Annotated in this window: 18 protein-coding genes and 1 pseudogene; 11 read left to right on the forward strand and 8 right to left on the reverse strand. The window is 59.5% G+C overall.

The window, feature by feature from the left end:
- The first annotated feature begins 137 nt into the window (after positions 1–137).
- The 7 genes and pseudogenes from ACZRKZ_RS14095 to ACZRKZ_RS14125 all read left to right on the forward strand — a co-directional run.
- Positions 138–2,423: an ABC transporter permease subunit gene (locus ACZRKZ_RS14095; RefSeq protein ID WP_463981877.1), complete on the forward strand. Its 2,286-nt coding sequence runs from the start codon at positions 138–140 to the stop codon at positions 2,421–2,423.
- Between the two features lie 15 nt (positions 2,424–2,438).
- A complete protein-coding gene (gene pstA, locus ACZRKZ_RS14100) occupies positions 2,439–4,109 on the forward strand; it encodes a phosphate ABC transporter permease PstA (RefSeq protein WP_463981878.1) in 1,671 nt (556 codons plus the stop codon).
- 136 nt (positions 4,110–4,245) lie between these two features.
- Positions 4,246–5,079, forward strand: coding sequence for a phosphate ABC transporter ATP-binding protein PstB (gene pstB / locus ACZRKZ_RS14105; protein WP_065883786.1), 834 nt, complete (start codon positions 4,246–4,248; stop codon positions 5,077–5,079).
- Positions 5,080–5,194: 115 nt separating this feature from the next.
- Positions 5,195–5,956 carry a phosphate signaling complex protein PhoU gene (gene phoU, locus ACZRKZ_RS14110; protein ID WP_133100717.1) on the forward strand — a complete coding sequence of 254 codons (762 nt, stop codon included), beginning with the start codon at positions 5,195–5,197 and terminating at the stop codon, positions 5,954–5,956.
- A 167-nt stretch (positions 5,957–6,123) separates the two neighbouring features.
- Complete coding sequence (locus tag ACZRKZ_RS14115) at positions 6,124–7,023, forward strand: response regulator (RefSeq protein ID WP_463967582.1); 900 nt, start codon at positions 6,124–6,126, stop codon at positions 7,021–7,023.
- A gap of 79 nt (positions 7,024–7,102) precedes the next feature.
- The gene (locus tag ACZRKZ_RS14120) at positions 7,103–7,798 is read left to right on the forward strand and encodes a M23 family metallopeptidase (protein ID WP_463981879.1); all 696 of its coding nucleotides are present in this window, start codon (positions 7,103–7,105) and stop codon (positions 7,796–7,798) included.
- A 25-nt stretch (positions 7,799–7,823) separates the two neighbouring features.
- Positions 7,824–7,904: pseudogene (locus ACZRKZ_RS14125) on the forward strand (outer membrane lipoprotein carrier protein LolA); the annotation flags it as partial.
- On the opposite strand, the gene ACZRKZ_RS14130 reads toward ACZRKZ_RS14125, so the two are convergent.
- The 3 genes from ACZRKZ_RS14130 to phoB all read right to left on the reverse strand — a co-directional run bounded on the left by ACZRKZ_RS14130 (position 7,903) and on the right by phoB (position 11,482).
- Positions 7,903–9,243: a hemolysin family protein gene (locus ACZRKZ_RS14130; RefSeq protein WP_463967584.1), complete on the reverse strand. Its 1,341-nt coding sequence runs from the start codon at positions 9,241–9,243 to the stop codon at positions 7,903–7,905. The pseudogene ACZRKZ_RS14125 and the gene ACZRKZ_RS14130 overlap by 2 nt on opposite strands.
- Positions 9,244–9,365: 122 nt before the next feature.
- Positions 9,366–10,652: a phosphate regulon sensor histidine kinase PhoR gene (gene phoR, locus ACZRKZ_RS14135; RefSeq protein ID WP_463982087.1), complete on the reverse strand. Its 1,287-nt coding sequence runs from the start codon at positions 10,650–10,652 to the stop codon at positions 9,366–9,368.
- 140 nt (positions 10,653–10,792) lie between these two features.
- Entirely contained in the window at positions 10,793–11,482 is a 690-nt protein-coding gene (gene phoB, locus ACZRKZ_RS14140) for a phosphate regulon transcriptional regulator PhoB (protein WP_133100722.1), read from the reverse strand.
- 152 nt (positions 11,483–11,634) lie between these two features.
- Between phoB and ACZRKZ_RS14145 the strand changes: the two genes are divergently transcribed.
- The gene (locus ACZRKZ_RS14145) at positions 11,635–12,015 is read left to right on the forward strand and encodes a COG4315 family predicted lipoprotein (protein ID WP_463967585.1); all 381 of its coding nucleotides are present in this window, start codon (positions 11,635–11,637) and stop codon (positions 12,013–12,015) included.
- A 122-nt stretch (positions 12,016–12,137) separates the two neighbouring features.
- Here the strand turns inward: ACZRKZ_RS14145 and ubiA are convergent, their stop codons facing one another.
- Together ubiA and ACZRKZ_RS14155 are read right to left on the reverse strand one after the other, a co-directional pair.
- Positions 12,138–13,028 (reverse strand): 4-hydroxybenzoate octaprenyltransferase, encoded by an 891-nt coding sequence (ubiA, locus tag ACZRKZ_RS14150; protein WP_463981880.1) that lies wholly within the window; start codon positions 13,026–13,028, stop codon positions 12,138–12,140.
- Complete coding sequence (locus ACZRKZ_RS14155) at positions 13,028–13,591, reverse strand: chorismate--pyruvate lyase family protein (RefSeq protein ID WP_463967587.1); 564 nt, start codon at positions 13,589–13,591, stop codon at positions 13,028–13,030. Before ACZRKZ_RS14155 ends, ubiA begins: the two co-directional genes overlap by 1 nt.
- A 196-nt stretch (positions 13,592–13,787) precedes the next feature.
- On the opposite strand from ACZRKZ_RS14155, the gene ACZRKZ_RS14160 reads away from it, so the two are divergent.
- The 3 genes from ACZRKZ_RS14160 to ACZRKZ_RS14170 all read left to right on the forward strand — a co-directional run bounded on the left by ACZRKZ_RS14160 (position 13,788) and on the right by ACZRKZ_RS14170 (position 15,622).
- Positions 13,788–13,955, forward strand: coding sequence for a rubredoxin (locus ACZRKZ_RS14160; protein ID WP_032856748.1), 168 nt, complete (start codon positions 13,788–13,790; stop codon positions 13,953–13,955).
- Between the two features lie 51 nt (positions 13,956–14,006).
- A complete protein-coding gene (locus ACZRKZ_RS14165) occupies positions 14,007–15,155 on the forward strand; it encodes an NAD(P)/FAD-dependent oxidoreductase (RefSeq protein WP_463981881.1) in 1,149 nt (382 codons plus the stop codon).
- Positions 15,156–15,346: 191 nt separating this feature from the next.
- Positions 15,347–15,622 carry an HU family DNA-binding protein gene (locus ACZRKZ_RS14170; protein ID WP_003177201.1) on the forward strand — a complete coding sequence of 92 codons (276 nt, stop codon included), beginning with the start codon at positions 15,347–15,349 and terminating at the stop codon, positions 15,620–15,622.
- A 327-nt stretch (positions 15,623–15,949) separates the two neighbouring features.
- Here the strand turns inward: ACZRKZ_RS14170 and ACZRKZ_RS14175 are convergent, their stop codons facing one another.
- From ACZRKZ_RS14175 to ACZRKZ_RS14185, 3 genes are read right to left on the reverse strand one after another with little or no spacing between them, the layout of a single operon-like run.
- On the reverse strand, positions 15,950–16,564 hold the full coding sequence (locus ACZRKZ_RS14175) for a DUF6707 family protein (protein WP_463981882.1): 615 nt from the start codon (positions 16,562–16,564) through the stop codon (positions 15,950–15,952).
- 16 nt (positions 16,565–16,580) lie between these two features.
- Positions 16,581–20,975 (reverse strand): RHS repeat-associated core domain-containing protein, encoded by a 4,395-nt coding sequence (locus ACZRKZ_RS14180; protein WP_463981883.1) that lies wholly within the window; start codon positions 20,973–20,975, stop codon positions 16,581–16,583.
- Positions 20,976–20,987: 12 nt separating this feature from the next.
- A complete protein-coding gene (locus tag ACZRKZ_RS14185) occupies positions 20,988–21,422 on the reverse strand; it encodes a DcrB-related protein (protein ID WP_463981884.1) in 435 nt (144 codons plus the stop codon).
- Positions 21,423–21,435 lie beyond the last annotated feature (13 nt).

Raw genomic sequence — 21,435 nt, forward strand, 5'->3', positions numbered from 1 at the left:
TCAAGGCCCGGGCGGGGTCTGTAATACCTGGACTCCGCCTCCAATTTTTCGGTCCGCTGCCAGCCCTGCTACGCGGCGGATTTCTTGCGTCACTGCATTGTCATCTTTCTGTCATACAGAATCGCTAGGGTGTGCGCATGAATGATCTGGCCAATTCCACCATGACGACGACTTCTCCTCCCAAGCGCATTGACTTCAATACGCCTGAGCTGCAACGCAAGCGCCGCATTCGCGCGCTCAAGGATCGCCTGACCCGTTGGTACGTCCTGATCGGCGGCCTCGCCGTCCTGGGCGCGATCACCTTGATCTTCTTCTTCCTCGCCTACGTGGTTGCGCCGCTGTTCCAGGGTGCCAGCCTGACCAAGGAAGATGCCCTGACGCCTGCCTGGATGCAGGACGCCGGCAAGCCGCTGATGATCTCCCTGGAAGAACAGAACCAGGTCGCCATGCGGATTTCCGACAAGGGCCAGGCGTTGTTCTTCAGTGTCGACAGCGGTGTCGAGTTGACGCGGGTCAATCTGCCGCTGCCGGCCGGTGCCAGCGTCGTCTCCTTTGCTGAAGACCAGCCGGGCAGCCCGCTGGTGATCCTCGGCCTGTCCAACGGCCAGTCCCTGGTGTTCCGCCACACTTACAAGGTGACCTACCCGGACGGCAAGAAGACCATCTCGCCTGCCATCGAATACCCTTACGGTGAAACGCCGATCGTCCTCGACGAGCTGGGTCGCCCGTTGGAACACGTTGCCCTCAACGCCACCGACACCTCGCTGGTGGTGGCCGGTTCCGCCGGCGCCTTCCTGAACGTGCTGTCCCTGAGCCGCGAAGAAAACATGATGACCGGCGAAGTCACCAGCGAGCAGAAGCGCATCGAGCTGCCGCAAATGACCGAGCCGGTGAAAGCCATCTTCGTCGACCCGCGCCAGCAGTGGCTGTACGTGATCAACGGTCGCGCCCTGGCCGATGTGTTCAGCCTGCGGGACAAGAGCCTTAACGGTCGCTACAAACTGTTGGAAGACGGTGCAAGCGAAGTGACGGCCAGTACTCAACTGGTAGGTGGTATCTCGCTGATCATCGGTACCTCCAAGGGTGGCCTGGCCCAGTGGTTCATGGCCCGCGACCCGGATGGCGAGCAACGCCTCAAGCAAATCCGCACCTTCCAGATGGGCACCACGCCGATCGTTGAAATCACCGCTGAAGAACGTCGCAAAGGCTTCGTTGCTCTCGACGCCTCCGGCAAGCTCGGCGTATTCCACAGCACCGCCCACCGCACCTTGCTGGTGGACCCGGTCGTGGAAGGCCAAGGCATTTTCGGCATGTCGCCACGGTCCAACCGCATCATCGTTGAAGCGGGCGGTAAGCTGCAGCCGTTGCTGCTGGACAACCCGCACCCGGAAGTCTCCTGGAGCGCGTTGTGGAGCAAGGTTTGGTACGAAAACTACGACGAGCCTAAATACGTCTGGCAATCGACCGCCGCCAACACCGATTTCGAACCCAAGATGAGCCTGGCGCCACTGACCTTCGGTACGCTCAAGGCTGCGTTCTACGCCATGCTGCTGGCCGCGCCCCTGGCCATCGCTGCCGCCATCTACACCGCCTACTTCATGGCACCGAGCCTGCGCCGCAAGGTCAAGCCGGTGATCGAGTTGATGGAAGCGATGCCGACGGTGATCCTCGGTTTCTTCGCCGGCCTGTTCCTGGCGCCGTATGTCGAAGGGCACCTGCCGGGAATTTTCAGCCTGCTGATGCTGATGCCGATTGGCATCCTGGTGGCTGGTTTTACCTTCAGCCGCCTGCCTGAGTCGATCCGCCTGCGAGTCCCGGATGGCTGGGAAAGTGCGATGTTGATCCCGGTGATCCTGTTTATTGGCTGGCTCTCGCTGTATATGAGCCCGTACATGGAAGCCTGGTTCTTCGGCGGCGACATGCGCATGTGGATCTCTCACGACCTGGGCATCACCTACGACCAGCGCAACGCACTGGTAGTGGGCCTGGCCATGGGTTTCGCGGTGATCCCGAACATCTACTCCATCGCTGAAGACGCCGTATTCAGCGTGCCCCGCGGTTTGACACTGGGCTCCCTGGCTTTGGGTGCCACGCCGTGGCAAACCATGACTCGCGTGGTGATTCTCACCGCCAGCCCTGGGATCTTCTCGGCACTGATGATCGGCATGGGCCGCGCAGTAGGTGAAACCATGATCGTGCTGATGGCCACCGGCAACACGCCGATCATGGAAATGAACCTGTTCGAAGGCCTGCGCACCCTGGCGGCCAACGTGGCGGTGGAGATGCCTGAGTCGGAGGTCGGTGGTAGCCATTACCGCGTGCTGTTCCTCTCGGCGATGGTGTTGCTGCTGTTCACTTTCGTCATGAACACCCTCGCCGAGCTGATCCGTCAGCGTCTGCGCAAGAAATACTCGTCGCTTTAAGAAAGGTAGAAGTCTGTGAAACAGAACTCCCTGAATGGATGGTTCAAGAGCGGCGCCCCTGGCGTCTGGATCAGCGGTGGCGCGGTGTCCATCGCGGTCATCATGACCATCGGTTTGCTGGCTGTAATCGCCGTGCGTGGTTTGGGCCACTTCTGGCCGGCTGACCTGATCCAGGCCAGCTACGACGTACCGGGCCAGGCTAACCATATGGTCATCGGCGAAGTGGTGCAGAAAGAACAAGTGCCCCGCGAACGCCTGAAAAGCGCCGGTTTACCGGTGCCGGACCAAGGTCCGGAATTCATGACCCGCGAGCTGATCAAGGTCGGTAACCGCGACCTGAACGGCAACGATTTCACCTGGATCGTCGGCGAGTGGTTGACCAACCAGACCACGCCGGTCGAGTTGATGGCTATCGAGCGTCGCGAGTGGGGCAATTTCTACGGCACCCTGGTCAACGTCAAACAGGACGGTAAGGTCATCGCCGAAGGCGCGGCGGCCTGGCCGGAACTGCAAGCCCGCGTGGACCGGGTCAACAAGCTCGCCGCCGACCTCAAGAGTCTTGAGAAGTCGGACATCGGGGCGATCAACGCCGGTCTGGAACGCATCCGTTTGCACGGCCGCAAGCTGGAAATGGAAGGCAAGCTTGACGCCGCCGCCCAGGCCGACATGGATGCCGATCGCGCTGAATTGAATGCCCGTTACAAGGATATCGAAGCGCGCCTGGACGAGTTGCACACCCAGTTCAACCGCGACGCCCTGACCGCCCGTGATGCCAATGGCAAAGAAGTGGAAATCGGCATCGGCAAAGTGGTTCACGCTTACCAGCCGAACGCCATGGGTTACATGACCAAGGTCGGTTTTTACTTCAGCAAGATCTGGGAATTCCTCAGCGACGACCCACGGGAAGCCAACACCGAAGGAGGGATCTTCCCGGCGATCTTCGGCACCGTGATGATGACCTTGATCATGGCGATTATCGTGACGCCGTTCGGTGTGCTGGCGGCGGTTTACTTGCGTGAGTACGCCAAGCAGAACACCTTGACACGGATTATCCGTATCGCGGTGAACAACCTGGCCGGTGTACCGGCGATTGTCTACGGTGTGTTCGGCCTGGGCTTCTTCGTGTACGTGCTGGGCGGTTCGGTGGACCGGCTGTTCTTCGCCGAAGCCCTGCCGGCGCCGACCTTTGGTACGCCGGGTCTGCTCTGGGCGTCCCTGACCCTGGCGCTGCTGGCAGTGCCGGTGGTGATCGTGGCGACTGAAGAAGGCCTGGCGCGGATTCCCCGCACCGTACGTGAAGGCTCCCTGGCATTGGGCGCGACCAAGGCGGAAACGCTGTGGAAGATCGTCCTGCCAATGGCCAGCCCGGCGATGATGACCGGCATGATCCTCGCCGTGGCCCGCGCCGCTGGCGAAGTAGCGCCGCTGATGCTGGTGGGTGTGGTGAAACTGGCACCGTCGCTGCCGCTGGACGGTAACTATCCGTACCTGCACCTGGACCAGAAGATCATGCACTTGGGCTTCCATATTTACGATGTTGGCTTCCAGAGCCCCAACGTCGAAGCCGCACGGCCGCTGGTGTACGCCACCGCGCTGCTGCTGGTAATGGTGATCGCCACGCTCAACCTGTCGGCGGTGTGGATGCGTAACCACCTACGCGAAAAATACAAAGCACTGGACAGTTAATTAACCACTGTAGGAGCGAGCTTGCTCGCGAAAAACGCAAGAGCGCCGCATTCATGCTGGCTTCCCGCGTCATCGTTAACGACCTTCGCGAGCAAGCTCGCTCCTACAATCGAATTGGTAGCACAGGGAGCATCCCATGCAACACGAAACCCATTCCCACGGCATCAACATGTCAGCCCTGGGTCGCGACAAGCAGAGCCTGAGCCTCGCCCAGGAAACCGTGGCCATCGAAGTCCCGGGCCTGAGCCTGTACTACGGCGACAAGCAGGCGCTGTTCGACGTCAGCATGAACATCCCCAAGCAGCGCGTGACTGCCTTTATCGGCCCGTCCGGCTGCGGCAAGTCGACATTGCTGCGTACCTTCAACCGGATGAACGACCTGGTGGACGGCTGCCGTGTGGAAGGCGCGATCAACCTCTATGGCACCAACATCTACCGCAAGGGCGAAGACGTGGCCGAGTTGCGTCGCCGGGTGGGCATGGTGTTCCAGAAGCCCAACCCGTTCCCCAAGACCATCTACGAAAACGTGGTCTACGGCCTGCGCATCCAGGGCATCAACAAGAAACGTATCCTCGACGAAGCCGTGGAATGGGCCCTCAAGGGTGCGGCGCTGTGGGATGAGGTCAAGGACCGCCTGCACGAATCGGCCCTGGGCCTGTCCGGCGGCCAGCAGCAACGTCTGGTGATCGCCCGCACCATCGCCGTGGAACCGGAAGTGCTGCTGCTCGACGAACCGTGCTCGGCACTCGACCCGATCTCCACGCTGAAAGTCGAAGAGCTGATCTACGAACTGAAATCTAAATTCACCATCGTTATCGTGACCCACAACATGCAACAGGCCGCTCGGGTGTCCGACTACACCGCGTTCATGTACATGGGCAAACTGGTGGAATTCGGCGACACCGATACCCTGTTCACCAATCCGGCGAAGAAGCAGACCGAAGACTATATTACGGGGCGCTATGGCTAGTAGGGGCAGTTGCGAGCCGCAAGCCTCAAGCGGCAAGTAAGAGCGATTTTACGGAACGACATACATCAGCTTGCAGCTTGTAGCTTGCGGCTTACAGCTTTTGCGGAGCAAACGCATGATTAGCAAAGAAGGCCTTACCCATCACATCTCCGCGCAGTTCAATGCCGAGCTTGAGGAAGTGCGCAGCCACCTCCTGGCCATGGGCGGGCTGGTGGAGAAGCAAGTCAACGACGCCGTCACGGCGCTGATCGAGGCCGACTCGGGCCTGGCCCAGCAGGTGCGCGAGATTGATGATCAGATCAACCAGATGGAACGCAACATCGACGAAGAATGCCTGCGCATTCTCGCCCGTCGCCAGCCAGCGGCTTCTGACCTTCGGTTGATCATCAGCATCTCCAAGTCGGTGATCGACCTGGAGCGGATCGGCGACGAAGCCACCAAAATCGCCCGCCGGGCCATCCTGTTGTGCGAAGAAGGCGAAGCGCCGCGTGGTTACGTGGAAGTGCGTCATATTGGCGATCAGGTGCGCAACATGGTTCGTGATGCCCTGGACGCTTTTGCCCGCTTCGACGCCGACCTGGCCTTGTCGGTAGCCCAGTACGACAAGATCATCGACCGCGAATACAAAACTGCTTTGCGTGAACTGGCCACCTACATGATGGAAGACCCGCGCTCTATCTCGCGGGTGCTGAACATCATCTGGGTCCTGCGCTCCCTGGAGCGTATCGGCGACCACGCCCGTAATATCTCGGAACTGGTGATCTACCTGGTGCGTGGTACCGACGTGCGGCACATGGGCCTCAAGCGCATGAAAGCCGAAGTTGAAGGTACAGCCGATCAAATCCCTAATGTTCCAGGCGTTTCTGACGATAAGTAAGATTGCCCGAGAAATAAACGCCCGGCCTCTGGTCGGGCGTTTTCGTTTGTGGCGTATGAATTTTGCGCTGCGGACGCAGGTAAGGTCCCGGCGTGACTGAAGAGTTTTGGCGAAATGCCATCAGCGAAGCGTTATGCTTGCCGGGGTTTTTATAGGATGAAGGGTCGATGAGCAAAGTCAGTGTGTTGGTGGTGGATGACGCCTCGTTTATTCGCGACCTGGTGAAGAAGTGCCTGCGCAACTACTTCCCCGGTATCAAGCTCGAAGACGCGGTGAACGGCAAAAAGGCCCAGGCCATCCTGATGCGCGAAACCTTCGACATGGTCCTGTGCGACTGGGAAATGCCGGAAATGTCCGGTCTGGAACTGTTGACTTGGTGCCGCGAACAGCCTCATCTCAAAGCCATGCCATTTGTCATGGTGACCAGTCGTGGCGATAAGGAAAACGTAGTCCAGGCGATCCAGGCTGGTGTTTCCGGCTACGTCAGCAAGCCCTTCACCAACGAACAGTTGCTGAGCAAGGTCAAGCAGGCACTGAACAAGATCGGTCGCCTCGATGCGCTGATCGCCAGCGCCCCGACCAAGATGAACTCGGCCTTCGGCAACGACTCCCTGAGCGCACTCACCGGTGGCAAGCCCGAAGCAGTCAAGCCTGCCCCGGTGGCGGCGCCCAGCAAAGGACTGCTCAACAGCCCGCCCATGCAAGCGCCGGCAGCAGCATCGGCGGCCAGCGGTCGCGGCCAGGGCCAACTGCGCCTGTCCAGCGGGACCCAGCAATGCGTGATCAAGGCCCTGAGCATCAAGGAAGCGCTGCTGGTGGTGCGTCGCGGTGAAGTCTTGCCCCAGGTGCTGGAAAGCGCGGTGCTCGACCTTGAACAGGGCGACAACGCCGAAGTGGCCCGTCTCAACGGCTATCTGCATGCCATCGTCGCCTTTGAGCCCCGGCCCGACAGCGACTGGCTGCAACTGACCTTCCGCTTTATCGACCAGGATGCGCAGAAGCTGGACTATATCTCCCGGCTGATTGCCCGCGGCACGGCGCAGAAGCATTTTGTACCGGGTGCATGATCTCCCCAAACGACCCCACACAGCGTTGTCATGATCCCTTGTTAGCCTGCCATTCAGTCGTTCTCGGCAGGCCTACCTTATGCTCGCGCGCTCAGTGCTTTTCTGTGGACTGTTCACGGTCGCCACGTCGGCGATGGCCATGACCCTCTACAAGTCCACCGATGCTGACGGCGTCGTCTTTTTCAGCGACCGACAGACGCCGGGGGCGCAGGCGTTTGTATTCCAGGATCGGATGGTCGAGCACCCGAAGCGGAAGATACTCGCTCCCCAAAAGCATCAGAACCCGCTGCAAGCCCCGTCCGCCCGTACCCCATCCTATCGTTACCCCTTGCCTTGGCAGGGCGGCCCATTTCGTTTGACCCAAGGCGCGAACGGCACCTTCAGCCATTGCGACGTCAAGAGCCGCTACGCCATGGACATCGCCATGCCCGAAGGCACGCCGATCATCGCGGCGCGGCGCGGGGTGGTGGTGAAAACCGTGAATGACCAGGCCGGACGTGGCAGTGATCCGTCGGGCAACTTCGTGCGGGTGCTGCACGACGATGGCACGATGGGCGTGTACCTGCATCTCAAGCAAGGCTCGGTCAGCGTTTGGGAGGGGCAACGCGTGGCGGTGGGCAGTGCGCTGGGGCTGTCGGGCAATACCGGTAACAGCAGCGGGCCACACCTGCATTTTGTGGTGCAGCGCAACACCGGGTTGGGGTTGGTGTCGATTCCGTACGAGTTCAATCAGCCGGTGCAGGCTTTGCCCAACTTTGCGTTGGGCACGCCATGAGGCTGTAGGAGCAAGCTTGCTCGCGATGGTCGTTAACGATGACGCGGGGAACCTGGCACCCAACGGCGCTCTCTGGTTCTTCGCGAGCAAGCTCGCTCCTACAGTTAATCGAGCATCAGCACCTTGGCCAGCACGATCTTCGGCCCTTTCATCTTCTTGATGATGATGCGCAAGCCTTCGACTTCCAGCACTTCTTCCTCTTCCGGCACCCGCTTGAGGGTTTCGTAGATCAGCCCGGCGAGGGTTTCGGCTTCGATGTGGTCCAGGTCGATACCCAGCAGGCGCTCGATCTTGAACAGCGGCGTATCACCACGCACCAGCAACTTGCCCGGCTGGTAGGCGAGAATGCCGCGCTCGGCCTTGCGGTGTTCGTCCTGGATGTCACCCACCAGCACTTCCAGCACATCTTCCATGGTCAGGTAGCCGATGATATTACCGTCGGCTTCCTCCACCAGGGCAAAGTGCGCACCGCCCTTGCGGAACTGCTCCAGCAATTGCGACAGCGGCATGTGCCGGGAAACGCGCTCCAGCGGGCGGGTCAACTCGGCCAGGTTGAACGACTCGGGAATGTGGTCCAGGGCCGCCAGTTCCAGCAGCAGGTCCTTGATGTGCAGCAGGCCGACGAATTCGTTGCGCACCGCGTCGTACACTGGGTAGCGGCTGAATTTATGGCGGCGGAACAGCGCCAGGATTTCCTTGAGCGGGGCGTTGAAATCCAGGGTCACCAGGTCTTCCCGGGAATTGGCCCAGTCCACTACTTCCAGCTCGCCCATTTCCACGGCCGAGGCCAATACGCGCATGCCTTGGTCGTTGGGGTCCTGGCCACGGCTGGAGTGCAGGATCAGTTTTAGTTCTTCGCGGCTGTAATGGTGATCATGGTGCGGGCCGGGCTCGCCTTGGCCGGCGATGCGCAGGATGGCGTTGGCGCTGGCGTTGAGCAGGTAGATCGCTGGGTACATGGCCCAGTAGAACAGGTACAGCGGCACGGCGGTCCACAGCGACAACAGTTCGGGTTTGCGAATGGCCCAGGATTTGGGTGCTAGTTCACCGATCACGATGTGCAGGTAGGAAATTACGAAGAAGGCGGCAAAGAACGACACGCCCTTGATCACTTCGGTCGATTCGACGCCCATGGCGCCCAGCAGCGGTTCCAGTATGTGCGCGAAGGCAGGCTCACCGACCCAGCCCAATCCCAGGGATGCGAGGGTGATACCCAATTGACAGGCCGAGAGATAGGAGTCGAGCTGGTTGTGCACGGTGCGCAGGATCTGTCCGCGCCAGCCGTTGGAGTGGGCGATGGCCTCGATCCGGGTGGAGCGCAGTTTGACCATGGCAAATTCCGCCGCAACGAAAAAGCCGTTGAGCAGTACCAGGATCAGTGCAAAAAGAATCATGCCGAAATCGGCGAAGAGTGTCGCGAGGGTGATACTAGGGGAAGGGTCCATGATGGGGTTTTGCGGGTTCCGTCGAGTCAAAAAGGGTGAACAGGTGGGCCTGAAAGGCAGGCTCAAGTCAGCCAATGTAGCGGCTGAACCGGCGCTTGCCTAGTGCCCACTGCCGGGCGGGGCTACTCGTTCTGGCTGACTACCCGTGAGCGTGTCACCTGCGCCGGCGGGAAATGGCAGGTAAACGTGCTGCCTTGACCTGGCACGCTGCCGATTTCCAGGTGTGCGCGATGGCGCAGTAGCACATGCTTGACGATCGCCAGGCCTAGGCCGGTACCGCCCGTGTTGGAGTTGCGGCTGGAGTCGACGCGGTAGAAACGTTCGGTCAGGCGTGGCAAGTGCTTGCTGTCGATGCCAATCCCCGAATCCTGCACGCTCAGGTGTGCGCCTTGGTGATCGGCCCACCAGCGGATACGGATCGTGCCCTTGTCCTGGGTGTACTTCACCGCGTTGAACACCAGGTTGGAAAAGGCGCTGCGTAACTCGCCCTCGCTGCCCTTGAGCAGGACCGACGGGTCGGCCTCCAGCGAAATGCTCTGTTCGCGCTGCCCGGACAAGGCTTGGGCGTCGCTCTTGATGGTCTGCAACAGGCTCTGTACCGGCACTGGCTGGTTGTCCGAGGGGTAGTCGGTGGCTTCCAGCTTGGCCAGCAGCAACAAGTCGTTGAGCAGGGTTTGCATGCGTGAGCCTTGCTGCTGCATCTGCTGCAGGGCCCGGCTCCAGCGCGGGTTCACCTCTTCGACGTTATCCAGCAACGTCTCCAGGTAGCCGCAGATCACCGTCAGTGGCGTGCGCAGTTCATGGGAGACGTTGGCGACGAAATCCTTGCGCATCTGTTCCAGTTGATGGATACGGGTGACATCGCGCACCAGCATCAGATGCTCGTTATTGCCGTAGCGCGTCAGGTACAGCTGGATGCGCACCCGGTCGTTGGTGGGCGATGGAATCTCCAAGGCCTCTTCAAAGTTGTCCTGCTCGAAGTATTCCTTGAAGCGCGGATGGCGCACCAGGTTGGTCACCGGTTGGCCACTGTCCTGGGGCGTCTTGAGGCCCAGCAGGGTTTCAGCGGCGCTGTTCCACCATTCTAGGTTGCCGTCGCTGTCGAGCATGATCACCGCGTCTTTCAGCGCTGCGGTGGATTCCTGGACTCGGTCGATCACTGCCTGCAGGCGCCCGCGCACCCGTTGGTCACGGCGTTGCAGGTGGTAGATGCTGTCGAACACCTCGCCCCACAGGCCGTAGCCGTCGGGTGGCGCTTCGTCGGATTTATGCTGGCGCAGCCACTCGTGCAGGCGCAGCAATTGCTTGAGGGTCCAGCCCAGATAGAGGCCGAGGCCGACGGCCAGGCTCCAGCCGTAGAAGCCGCTGACCAGGCCCACCAGCAGACAGCCGGTGATCAACAAGAGCATGTGGCGGATTAGGGTGCTGTGCCAGTTTTGGTTCACTTTGCGTCCTTCGGAGCAGTTGCAAGTTTCAAGCTACAAGCGGCAAGTTAAAGCGATGCGGCTTTTGACTTGCCGCTTGTAGCTGGCAGCTTCCCGCTGCCTTATCAGCTTTTTGTTGAAAACCGATAACCGGTGCCGCGCACGGTTTGTACCAGATTCTCGTAGGACTCACCCAAGGCTTTGCGCAGGCGGCGAATATGCACGTCGACGGTGCGTTCTTCCACGTACACATTGCCGCCCCAGACCTGATCCAGCAGTTGCCCGCGGGTGTAGGCGCGTTCCTGGTGGGTCATGAAAAATTGCAGCAGACGGTATTCGGTGGGGCCCATCTCGGCAGGTTTGCCATCGATGGTGACGCGGTGGCTGATGGGGTCCAGCAACAGGCCGCCAACTTCGATAGGCGCTTCACCATCGGTGGGCCCGGCGCGGCGCAGTACGGCTTTCAGGCGGGCGACCAGTTCCCGTGGGGAAAACGGCTTGGTGATGTAGTCATCGGCACCGACTTCCAGGCCCTGGATCTTGTTGTCTTCTTCGCCCTTGGCAGTAAGCATGATGATTGGGATATCCCCGGTCAGCTCATCGCGCTTGAGGCGCCGGGCCAGTTCGATGCCAGAAGTGCCGGGCAGCATCCAGTCCAGCAAAATCAGGTCTGGCTTGCGGTCGACGATAATGGCATGGGCCTGTTGGGAGTTCTCCGCCTCCAGGCAGTCATAGCCGGCCATTTCCAACGCAACGGCGATCATTTCGCGAATAGGCGCTTCGTCGTCAACGATCAGAATGCTCCTGCCAACCATGCTAAGTCCTCTTGTCATTTAACTGTCTTGCGCCGCATTAGATAACGGAATTATTGCAGTCGTGTGACAGTATTTTAGTAGCCTGCGCAATCGGCGCTGTCCTGAACTACGCTTTGGGTCCGAATCCTGACAACCACAAAAGGAAGGTTCCGATGACTCACAGTACTTTTTCCTGGAAAGTTCTGCTGGTAACGACGGCGTTAACGCTGCCAACACTGGCTTTTGCGGCTGATCCGGCGATGACCAAAGACGGGATGTTGGTGGATCACAAGGGCATGACGCTCTACACCTTCGCCAAGGATGCTGACGGCAAGTCCATGTGCAATGACAAGTGCGCTACCAACTGGCCACCGCTGATGGCTGAATCCACCGACAAACCCATGGGCAAATGGACCGTGATCACCCGTGACGACCAAAAGAGCCAATGGGCCTACAGCGGTAAGCCGCTCTACACCTTCGTCATGGATAAAGCGGCCGGTGACAAGACCGGCGATGACAAAATGGATGGGGCGTGGAAGGTGGCCAAGCCTTAATCCACGTCGCCCTTGAGATCATCGCGGGCGAGTCCACTCCCACATTGACTGCATGCGATCAAAAATGTGGGGGCGGGCTTGCCAGCGATGGCGTCGGCCCGGATACCACACATCCAGCGGGTTCAACGAAATCCGTAATCCGCCACAATCCCGACAAAAATCGCCAACCCCGCCCAATGGTTGTGCAAAAACGCCTTGAAGCACTTCAGCCGGTCCCGGTCACGGGTGTACCAAAATTCCCAGGCAAAGCACGCCGCCGCCGCCGCCAGCCCCAAGTGGAACCAGCCACCCAACTCAAAGCACGACCCCGCCAGCAGCAGGCAAGCCAGCGCCAGTCCCTGCAAGGTCAGGATGATCACCCGGTCGGCGTCGCCAAACAGAATGGCTGTGGATTTGACCCCGATTTTCAAGTCGTCTTCACGATCGGTCATGGCGTAGTAGGTGTCGTAACCCACGGTCCACAACAGGTTGGCGATGTACAGCAACCAGGCGGTGGCCGGCAGGCTGCCGGTCTCGGCGGTGAACGCCATTGGCATGCCCCAGGAAAATGCCGCGCCCAGCACCACTTGCGGGTAATAGGTGTAGCGCTTCATGAAGGGGTAACTGGCGGCCAACGCCAGGCCGCCCAACGACAGCCAGATGGTCATGGAGTTGGTCAGCAGCACCAGCAGGAAACTGAGGGTCATCAGTACCGCAAAGAACACCAGAGCCTCTTTCGAACTGATCTTGCCGCTCACCAGTGGCCGCTGTTCGGTACGTTTCACATGGCCGTCGACCTTGCGGTCGGCCCAGTCATTGATTACGCAACCGCCGGCCCTGGTCAGCACCACGCCGAGGACGAAAATCATGATATTGGTCAGGGACGGCGAACCCTTGCCGGCAATCCATAGCGCCCAAAGGGTCGGCCACAGCAGTAGGTAGATGCCGATAGGCTTGTCCATACGGGTCAGTTGAACAAAGTCCCAGGCCCTGGGGTTCAGGCGGTTCAAGGATTTGAGCAGACGCTGGTACATCAGCAATTCTCCGGGTGTTGGTGCACCGCCTGCCACAGGCTCGGCAGGAAGATTTCGGCCACCAGCACACTCAGCGGCCCGCGATCAAAGCGCGAGCGGCGCGCCCACAGTGCACTGGCTTGCGCGGCCTGCGGCAGCCATTCCCGTGGGTACTGGCAGACCTCAATGGCCTGGCGCGTAAACGCCTGGTCACAGAACAGCAATTCCCCCAGCGAGCGGCTGCCCAACGCATCCATGTTCAAACCGCCATCCTGCAAGGCGCTGCGGGCCGCCACGCTGCGGGCGAACACCCAGGCCTGGCCGTGGCCGCGCAAATACACCTCGCGCACCCAGCCAATGCTTGAGGGAGGCAGGTCGAGGGCGGCGCATTCGTCGTCTCGCAGCGGCTGCCAGCCTTCGAGCAACGGCGTCACGCTGAAAGCGTCATTGGACAGGCGTGTCAGGCGTCGTGTCAGCGAGCCTTCATCGAACAGCCAGTCGAGGGCGGGCGGTGCGGGCAGGGGGCTTAGAAGGCTCTGGGTCAGCCATTGGCAAGCATCGGGAAGGGCGATTGAGTGCGGCACAGTGGGTCAGTATTGGCAGCAAAAGAGGCGGCGAGCTTACCATGTCGCCCCGGACTTTTGCCGGGCGCCGCCGGGGCCGCGCGTCGAACATGCTTGCATCTGTGCGTCCCGATCAGTACAAAACGCCCTGAGCCGCACGGCAAGGCTGGATCTATAGACTGTCGGCCAACAAGCCTGGACCCTGAGGAAGCGAGTAATGAAGAAGTGGCAATGTGTAGTCTGCGGCCTGATCTACAACGAAGCGGACGGTTGGCCGGATGACGGAATCGCCCCAGGCACCCTGTGGCAGGATGTGCCCGAAGACTGGCTGTGCCCGGACTGCGGCGTCGGCAAAATGGATTTTGAAATGATCGAAATCGGCTAACTCTTTGAATTTAAGAAGCGATTTTAAAAAACGTATTACAAGGAGAAAGGAATGAGCGCACCTGTCGTCATCGTCGGTACGGGTTTGGCTGGTTACAACCTGGCCCGGGAGTTTCGCAAGCTCGATAGCGAAACCCCGCTGTTGCTGATTACCGCCGACGACGGGCGTTCCTACTCCAAGCCCATGCTCTCCACCGGCTTTGGCAAGAACAAGGAAGCCGATGGCCTGAGCATGGCCGAACCAGGGGCCATGGCCGAGCAACTCAAGGCCGAAGTACGCACCCATACGCGCATCAGCGGCATCGACCCCGGCCACAAGCGCCTGTGGATCGGTGAGGAAGCGGTGGCCTATCGCGACCTGATCCTCGCCTGGGGTGCGCAAACCGTGCGGGTGCCGGTACAAGGCGACGCTTCGGAGCTGATTTTCCCGATTAACGACCTTGAAGACTACGCCCGCTTTCGCGCGGCGGCAGCCGGCAAGCGCCGGGTCTTGCTGCTGGGTGCCGGCCTGATCGGCTGCGAATTTGCCAACGACCTGATCCTCGGCGGTTACGAAATCGACCTGGTGGCACCCTGCGAGCAGGTCATGCCGACGCTGCTGCACCCGGCGGCAGCTGCAGCGGTCCAGGCTGGGTTGGAAGGCCTCGGTGCGCGTTTCCACCTGGGGCCGGTGCTCAATCGCCTGCAACGCAACGCTGAAGGCCTGGAAGCCCACCTGTCCGATGGCGAAGTGATCCAGTGTGACTTGGTTGTGTCCGCCATCGGCCTGCGCCCGCGTGTAGACCTGGCCGCCGCCGCCGGCTTGCAGACCAACCGTGGGATCATGGTCGACCGTCATCTCAAGACCTCCCACGCCAATATCTACGCCCTGGGCGACTGCGCTGAGGTCGATGGCCTGAACTTGCTCTACGTGATGCCGCTGATGAGCTGTGCCCGTGCCCTGGCCCAAACGCTGGCGGGCAACGCCACGGCAGTCAATTACGGGCCGATGCCGGTCACCGTGAAAACCCCGGCCTGCCCGCTGGTGGTATCGCCACCACCACGGGGCACCGAAGGCGTCTGGAGCGTCGAGGGGCAGGGCGCCGATATCAAGGCATTGTGCCGCGATGCCAGTGGTCGCTTGCTCGGCTACGCCCTGACCGGCACTGCCGTTATGGAAAAACTGGCGCTGAACAAGGAGCTTCCGCCGTTGCTGGCGTAAATACCGGTCGTTCTGTCGGAATAAGCACTCTTTTGCCCGTAGAAAGGTCGCCGCGAGACTGGCGCAGGCTCCGATGGCATGCCATTCTCACTCGCGTCTGCCGCAGAGTAGAGCCTGCGGCGCCTTGGGCGCTGCTCCGTCAGAGAGCGGCACGGACATAACAACAAAAAACCGTCAAAGAGGCTTCACTTATGCGTAAACCAGAACTTGCAGCCGCTATTGCTGAAAAAGCTGATCTCACCAAAGAACAAGCCAACCGCGTACTCAACGCCGTTCTTGAAGAAATCACTGGCGCCCTGCATCGCAAGGACAGCGTCACCCTGGTCGGCTTCGGCACCTTCCTGCAGCGCCACCGCGGCGCCCGTACCGGCAAAAACCCGCAAACCGGCGAGCCGGTGAAAATCAAGGCGAGCAATACCGTGGCGTTCAAGCCAGGTAAATTCTTGAAAGACAGCGTCAATCCTTAAGTAGCGAAGTACGCGCGCCGCACATAGCGAGCGTGGAATGAAAAATGGGCACGCCGACTGGGTCGGGTGCCCATTTTTTGTGGGTCGCGAGTTACTTATTGCCCTTGGCCTCCTTTGCAAAAGTCTAAGTTCGCACCTTGAATTTTGCGCCACCTCTGTGAGGTGGGGAGGCCGGCCAGATGATTCTCAGATCTATTTACTGGGCGGTAAAGAGGCCCAGTTATTAAATAGATTCGTCCCCTTTAACCGCATCACTGAGGAACGACGATGGATCTATTACTAGAAATGTTCAATAGGCCCCGTGCGCTGTAGCTGTTAGCTTGACGATCACTTAAATGGTGTGAGTTTTTGCAGGCCGATCGAACCAATAATCTCCTTTATTCTTTTTAAATTATCGTTAATGTCAGCGTTGATTTTCTCGCTTGGATAATATTCGGGCTTGTCGAAAAACTTGATCTTCAGCAGGCTTATCAAATAAGTAATGCGTTGATTTCCCTCTGTGACGAAGTCCTTTTCCTCGGCAGCATCCTGTATTTTTTCCAGGCTTAACGTTTCACCCTTTATAAAGCGCTCATGTGTATTGCGCTTTACCGTTATCTGCAGCTCATTCCCTGAAGACAGTGCCTCCAGCACACGCGTCAATGCCTGCTCATAAACCTCGGTATTGCCCTGCTCCTTGGCCAGCGTGGCATCCAGCACCAGTGCTGCCTCCACCCATACCCAGTAGTCGTAGTTGTTCTCGAAAGGAATTCGGGAGAGCGGCGCGGTGATCTGCCCCGCAAGGTCTTTTTCGTTAATGACATACAACAGGTACGCCAGGCGGGTTAGCGATTCAATGCGCAGCTTGTTGGTTTTGCTGTACTTGGCCGGGACCTTTGCCAGGTAATCCGCCAGCGGGCCGCTGGCAGATGAAAATGAGTCAAGCGCTTCGGTAATCAGCATGCGGATCTCCAATCGGTTATTTCACAACTATTTTGACTCGGGTGCCGTCGTCGTAGCCGCTCAGGGCATGAGCAATCGAGGACCCCGCTCCCCGGTTGTCGCTAGGGTCGATGTACCTGACACTCGCGCCCTTGCCGCCTTCCTTGAACATCGCCATCGGGAATTCGTCCCGGTCTTTTGCCTTGACTGACGGGTGACCGGCCAAGGAGGCTTTTCGGTTATCCGTCGCGCCGAGGCGGTCGATGGTAAAGATGCTTTTGCCACGAGCCTTGATCACGTCGGCGATGTGGCCAAAGGTCTGTTTGTACTGCTTTTTGGTCAATTCGAGGACGATATCGTGGGTCTTGCCGTCGCCCGCCTTGACGTTGCATCCCTTGTAACCTAGTGGGTCGGTCCAGCCAATGGGGTTTGGAGCGTATTGGTAGAGGTTGATTCCTCCGGCCAATCCAATAGGGTCCGGGGTCGTGAACCGGCCTACATCCGGATCATAAAAGCGGAAGGTGTTGTAGTGCAGTCCCGTTTCTCGATCCAGATACTGCCCCTGGAATCGCAGGTTCTGCTCTTCTATGTAATACGGCTCGCGAACTTCCTCAACCGTATTACCCCAAACCTGATAGCGGGTTTGCCAAAGCACACGGCCATCCGACTCAGTCAGTTGCTCAGGCAAGCCGTTCAGATCGTTATGGTAATAACGCACGCTTTGATGCTCACCCGTGCCATCGACCCGGGCGAGAGGTTCATAACCGTCGCCTTCGTAAAGGTACAGGCTGCTCTGGTTGTTTTTCTGCTCTTGCAGCAGCCGCAGGCCTTCCCAGGTGAAGCGGGTTTCACCCAACGGGTAGCCACTGCTGCCATGGTCAGTTTTGGCGATGCGTCGGCCCAAGGGGTCGTAGGTCATTGTTACGACGGTTTCCTGCTGGCCTTTTTGGCTACGTACTTCGACCAGCCGATGTTCGGCGTCGTACGTAAAGCGCTGTAGGCCCCATACCGCACTGCGCTTTTCAATCATTCGGCCAAAGGCATCGTAGCGATAGCGTTTGTCCTGGTAGGTCAGCAGTTTGTTATGGACTACCAACCCCTGGGGCGGCAGGGAGGCATCCAGTAAGTTGGCAGCCGCGTCATAGGAGAACGTCTCTGTCTGACCCTGCAGATTGTCCTGACTGGCGATGATCCGCCCGCTGGCATCGTAGTGCAGCAACTGACGATGCTGGGCGGCAGGTTGCTGATTGAACTTGCCGATCAGGTTATCAGCCGGGTCGTATTCGAATGTTTTCTGTGCTGCTGGCGGGAGTAATGACGGTTGCCCGTTTTGACGGCGCTGACGTGCTCGCAACCTGCCGCTGCGGTCATATTCGCTGCGAGTGCTGATCTGCCCTTGGGTACGTAACACCTCGCGGTGCAGGCGATCACGCTCGAAGTCACTGATGACTTGTCCATCCAGATTGATCTGGTGCAAGTGGCCGCTGCCGTAGTGCAGGCGATTGATCCAGCGCCCGTCAGGTAATAGCGTTTGGATCAAGTTGCCCAGTTCGTCGTAGTGATGCTGCAGGCTGCCAGCAGCACTCTGCTCCTCGAGTAGCTGGCCCAGGGGGTCATAGGTGAACCCAAGACTCTGTTCGTTTCCCACCGTGTCGACAAAACTCACCGCGACCAACCTGTTCAACGGGTCGTAGGCATATTCTGTGCGCCCATCGGTAGTCACCTTGGCAATCAGGCGTCCAACGGCATCCCGCTCCAGGTGGTGGATGATTGGTTCGACAGGTACGGAGGGCACCACCGCCAATCCATTACCGAATGGCGCTGCAATAGCACTGACGACGCAGACGTTATCTAGCTTGTTGTAGGAATAACGTTTGGCACTACCGTCAAGGTCTTGCTGTTCAATCAGCCGGTCGCCTGCGTCCCAGGCAAATCGATAAATCTCTCCGTTTTGATTAGTCAGTGCCTGCAACCGTCCGTATCGGTCGTAACCGAACTGTACATGCCGACCATGGACGTCTGTCCGCTGGCTGACTTGGCCTCGGGCATTGTGCTGATAGAGGGTGGTGTGTCCGGCCGGGTCGGTGTAAGCCACCAGCTGGCCGCTTGCATCACGTTGAAAATGTTCTGTGCGTCCATCAGGCAACTGGCTGTTGAGCAAGCGCCCCTGAGCGTCGTAGCTGAACTGTGTGCGTTCGCCCAGGGCGTCGGTGATGACCTGCAAATAGCCCCGGTCGTCGTAGCTGAAGCGTGTCGGGTAACCCGAGCAGTCAACGTGTTCAACCAGTTGGCCAAGGGCGTTCCAGGACAGCCTTTTACTTTTGCCTGTGGCGTCGATAATTTCCACGACTTGCCCATAGGCGTCATAGCGGTACTGGGTGACATGGGCCAACGGGTCGGATTCGCTGATGCAATTACCACGGGGGTCATAGCGGTACTGCCAACTGTTTCCGGCGGCGTCGGTACGGATCAGCGGTAATGCCCAATGCGCCAGCCATACGGTCGAGTCGCTGTGCCCCAACGGGTCAAGCTCGCCAATCAAGTTGCCGGATTCGTCGTAGCTGTATTCGTATCGACCGCTTTGCGGGTCGGTAGCACTGAGCAACTGGCGCTCATCATTCCATTCAAACAGCCAGGTCTGGTCGAGGTTGTCGGTGTACGAAATGATCTGGTGTCGAGTGTTCCACAGGCGTGTACTTACGCGCTGCAACCCATCGGTAATGCGCGTGATACCCGCGTACAAGTCATAGTCGAAACGGTACTCATCTCCCTCACCAGTCCAATGCCGCACCACTCGCCACTCAAGGCCTTCGACCAATCCCCATTCATAGAAACACCGCAGCCCTGTGGGCAGTTGATGCTCCACCATCCGCCGCCCGGCGTCATAGGCAAAGCGCCGCTGAATCTGGCCGGTGGCATCGCGAACCTCGGCCAGATCACCGACAACGTCAAAGGCATAACTGACGAGCGTTTCCCGACGCTGATCAGGATACAAACGCTCAACCCGGCTGACACGACCCATCTCGCGTATCAGTTCCACCTGCACCAGCTCGAAGGTATCGCGCAGTCGCACCAACTGGCCTGCGGCGTCATAGTCGAGGTAGATACGGTTGTCGTTGCGATCACCCAATTGGCTTAATCGCAACAACGAAGCTGCGCCGGGCGTTGTATCAAACAGCCGATACAACCCGTCATCACTTTCGATCAACAGTTGCCCATTGCGGTGTCGCCGAATGCTCAAGCCCTCGCCGGGACTAAATATCGCACCGCCCAACGCTACCGCCCCCAGGTTGATCCGCCGCCCTTGCTCATCGGTGTAGACCAGCTCTTCTCCGCCATCCGGGTGCGACAACACCTCGACGCTGATCTCGTAAGATAAGCTCCAGCCTGCACCAAACATTCCGCCTTGGCGTTCATCCCGGCTGTTATAGAACCGCTGCCAATCAATCGGCAGCACGCCCGGCAATACAAAATCCAGCTCGGTATCTGCGCCCAGCACCTTGGCACCCGTTGCCGCATGCACCGGGTTCATCGAGCCCATCGCCGCGTTGGTCATCGCGCCAATGGCCTGGCTCACTGCATAGGAGCCAACCCCGTTGAGCAACATGCACGGCAAATTACTCAGCGTCTTGCCCTTTGCCCCCTTGAGCATCATCAACGCTTCAATCGCCAACCCCACGCCCGGTGTCTTGCCGCTGCGAATTTCGCGCACCACCACCGAGCCGCCGCCGATGGTGACGTTGTTGGAGATCAGCCCGGATGAAACAACAGTCGCTTCACAGACACTGCGATCGCCGCTGCGCACAGCGGGTTGACCATTGATGGTGACCTTTTCCGAACCCTCGGCCAGAAACTGCGGTGGCATCGGTGGGTGCAGGGCGCACAGTACAAAGTCGGTGGGCAGGGGCACGGCGCCGGGTGCCGGTGTGGCAACGGTGGGCCGCCACAGTTGCGAGAAAAACCCCTCAGCCATGTCCAGGAAACCAGGCTCAGGCGCTGGCGCACCTTCGGGTTCTGGCCCCGGCTCAAGCTCAGTCCCCGCAGGTGCTACATGCGAGGGAATACTTCCCGCCGCCCGCGCCGCCGGAATGCTGTTGACGAAGGTGTCGGTGGAGCCAATCGCGATGTTGGCCTGCACCGTGGGCGGGAACAGTGCGTTGCTGAAACTCTCGCACATCTTGCTCAGGCCCTTGTCGGCCCCGGTCTTGCTCATTGCCATGCCGACGACGATGCCCACCACCGCGCCGAGGATGCAGCCGCCCACGCCTGCGGTGGCAATGGTCACGCCCACAGCCGCCGCGACCGCCGCCGTTGCCAGCGCAGTAATCGCCACGTTGGCCGCCACCTCCAGCACACCGCCGAGGATGTCCGCCATCATCGAGGTGTGGGACAGCGCGTCGCCCATGCGGGCAGCCCATAATGCGTCAGACATACAAGCGGCTCATCAAGAAATAGCGTCGAACGACAACGAGTTTTTAATCGTCGCCCAGTGCGCCGCCTCGGCATCCCCAAGCTTGTCCGCCTTCACATAACTCAAGGCAAGCATCTTGCGCGTGCCGGGCAACACCAGCGCCAACTGGTACTGGAATACCTTGTCGTTGCCCTTGTTGAACTGGCTGCGCAACTCGATACCTTCCACTTCCTGGGCCGTGCCCAAACGCACGGCAACACCCGGTTGGTAGCGCAGATCCTGCACCTGTTTTTCCAGGCGTTTGAGCTGGTCGTCGAAGTTGCTCTGCAAGATTTCACCCTCGGCAAGGAAGCTGCGGCTGACGATCAGCGACGTGCCCAACTCCGGGAACTTGAGGATGTTGATCGTCGCGTCCTGCAGCTCGCCGGCCGGCAGTTGGAACTGGAATTCGTTGATTCGGTACGTCATGGAAAACAGATCT

Source organism: Pseudomonas sp. c313, from assembly GCF_055407145.1.

What these genes read in the sequence shown, in the direction of transcription:
- ACZRKZ_RS14115 (WP_463967582.1), top strand. Translation starts at nt 6,124, where the DNA reads ATGAGCAAAGTCAGTGTGTTGGTGGTGGATGACGCCTCGTTTATTCGC.
- ACZRKZ_RS14130 (WP_463967584.1), bottom strand. Translation starts at nt 9,243, where the DNA reads ATGGACCCTTCCCCTAGTATCACCCTCGCGACACTCTTCGCCGATTTC.
- ACZRKZ_RS14175 (WP_463981882.1), bottom strand. Translation starts at nt 16,564, where the DNA reads ATGCTGATTACCGAAGCGCTTGACTCATTTTCATCTGCCAGCGGCCCG.
- ACZRKZ_RS14160 (WP_032856748.1), top strand. Translation starts at nt 13,788, where the DNA reads ATGAAGAAGTGGCAATGTGTAGTCTGCGGCCTGATCTACAACGAAGCG.
- ACZRKZ_RS14180 (WP_463981883.1), bottom strand. Translation starts at nt 20,975, where the DNA reads ATGTCTGACGCATTATGGGCTGCCCGCATGGGCGACGCGCTGTCCCAC.
- phoR (WP_463982087.1), bottom strand. Translation starts at nt 10,652, where the DNA reads ATGCTCTTGTTGATCACCGGCTGTCTGCTGGTGGGCCTGGTCAGCGGC.
- ACZRKZ_RS14120 (WP_463981879.1), top strand. Translation starts at nt 7,103, where the DNA reads ATGCTCGCGCGCTCAGTGCTTTTCTGTGGACTGTTCACGGTCGCCACG.
- pstB (WP_065883786.1), top strand. Translation starts at nt 4,246, where the DNA reads ATGCAACACGAAACCCATTCCCACGGCATCAACATGTCAGCCCTGGGT.
- ACZRKZ_RS14145 (WP_463967585.1), top strand. Translation starts at nt 11,635, where the DNA reads ATGACTCACAGTACTTTTTCCTGGAAAGTTCTGCTGGTAACGACGGCG.
- ACZRKZ_RS14165 (WP_463981881.1), top strand. Translation starts at nt 14,007, where the DNA reads ATGAGCGCACCTGTCGTCATCGTCGGTACGGGTTTGGCTGGTTACAAC.
- phoB (WP_133100722.1), bottom strand. Translation starts at nt 11,482, where the DNA reads ATGGTTGGCAGGAGCATTCTGATCGTTGACGACGAAGCGCCTATTCGC.
- ubiA (WP_463981880.1), bottom strand. Translation starts at nt 13,028, where the DNA reads ATGTACCAGCGTCTGCTCAAATCCTTGAACCGCCTGAACCCCAGGGCC.
- ACZRKZ_RS14095 (WP_463981877.1), top strand. Translation starts at nt 138, where the DNA reads ATGAATGATCTGGCCAATTCCACCATGACGACGACTTCTCCTCCCAAG.
- ACZRKZ_RS14170 (WP_003177201.1), top strand. Translation starts at nt 15,347, where the DNA reads ATGCGTAAACCAGAACTTGCAGCCGCTATTGCTGAAAAAGCTGATCTC.
- ACZRKZ_RS14185 (WP_463981884.1), bottom strand. Translation starts at nt 21,422, where the DNA reads ATGACGTACCGAATCAACGAATTCCAGTTCCAACTGCCGGCCGGCGAG.
- phoU (WP_133100717.1), top strand. Translation starts at nt 5,195, where the DNA reads ATGATTAGCAAAGAAGGCCTTACCCATCACATCTCCGCGCAGTTCAAT.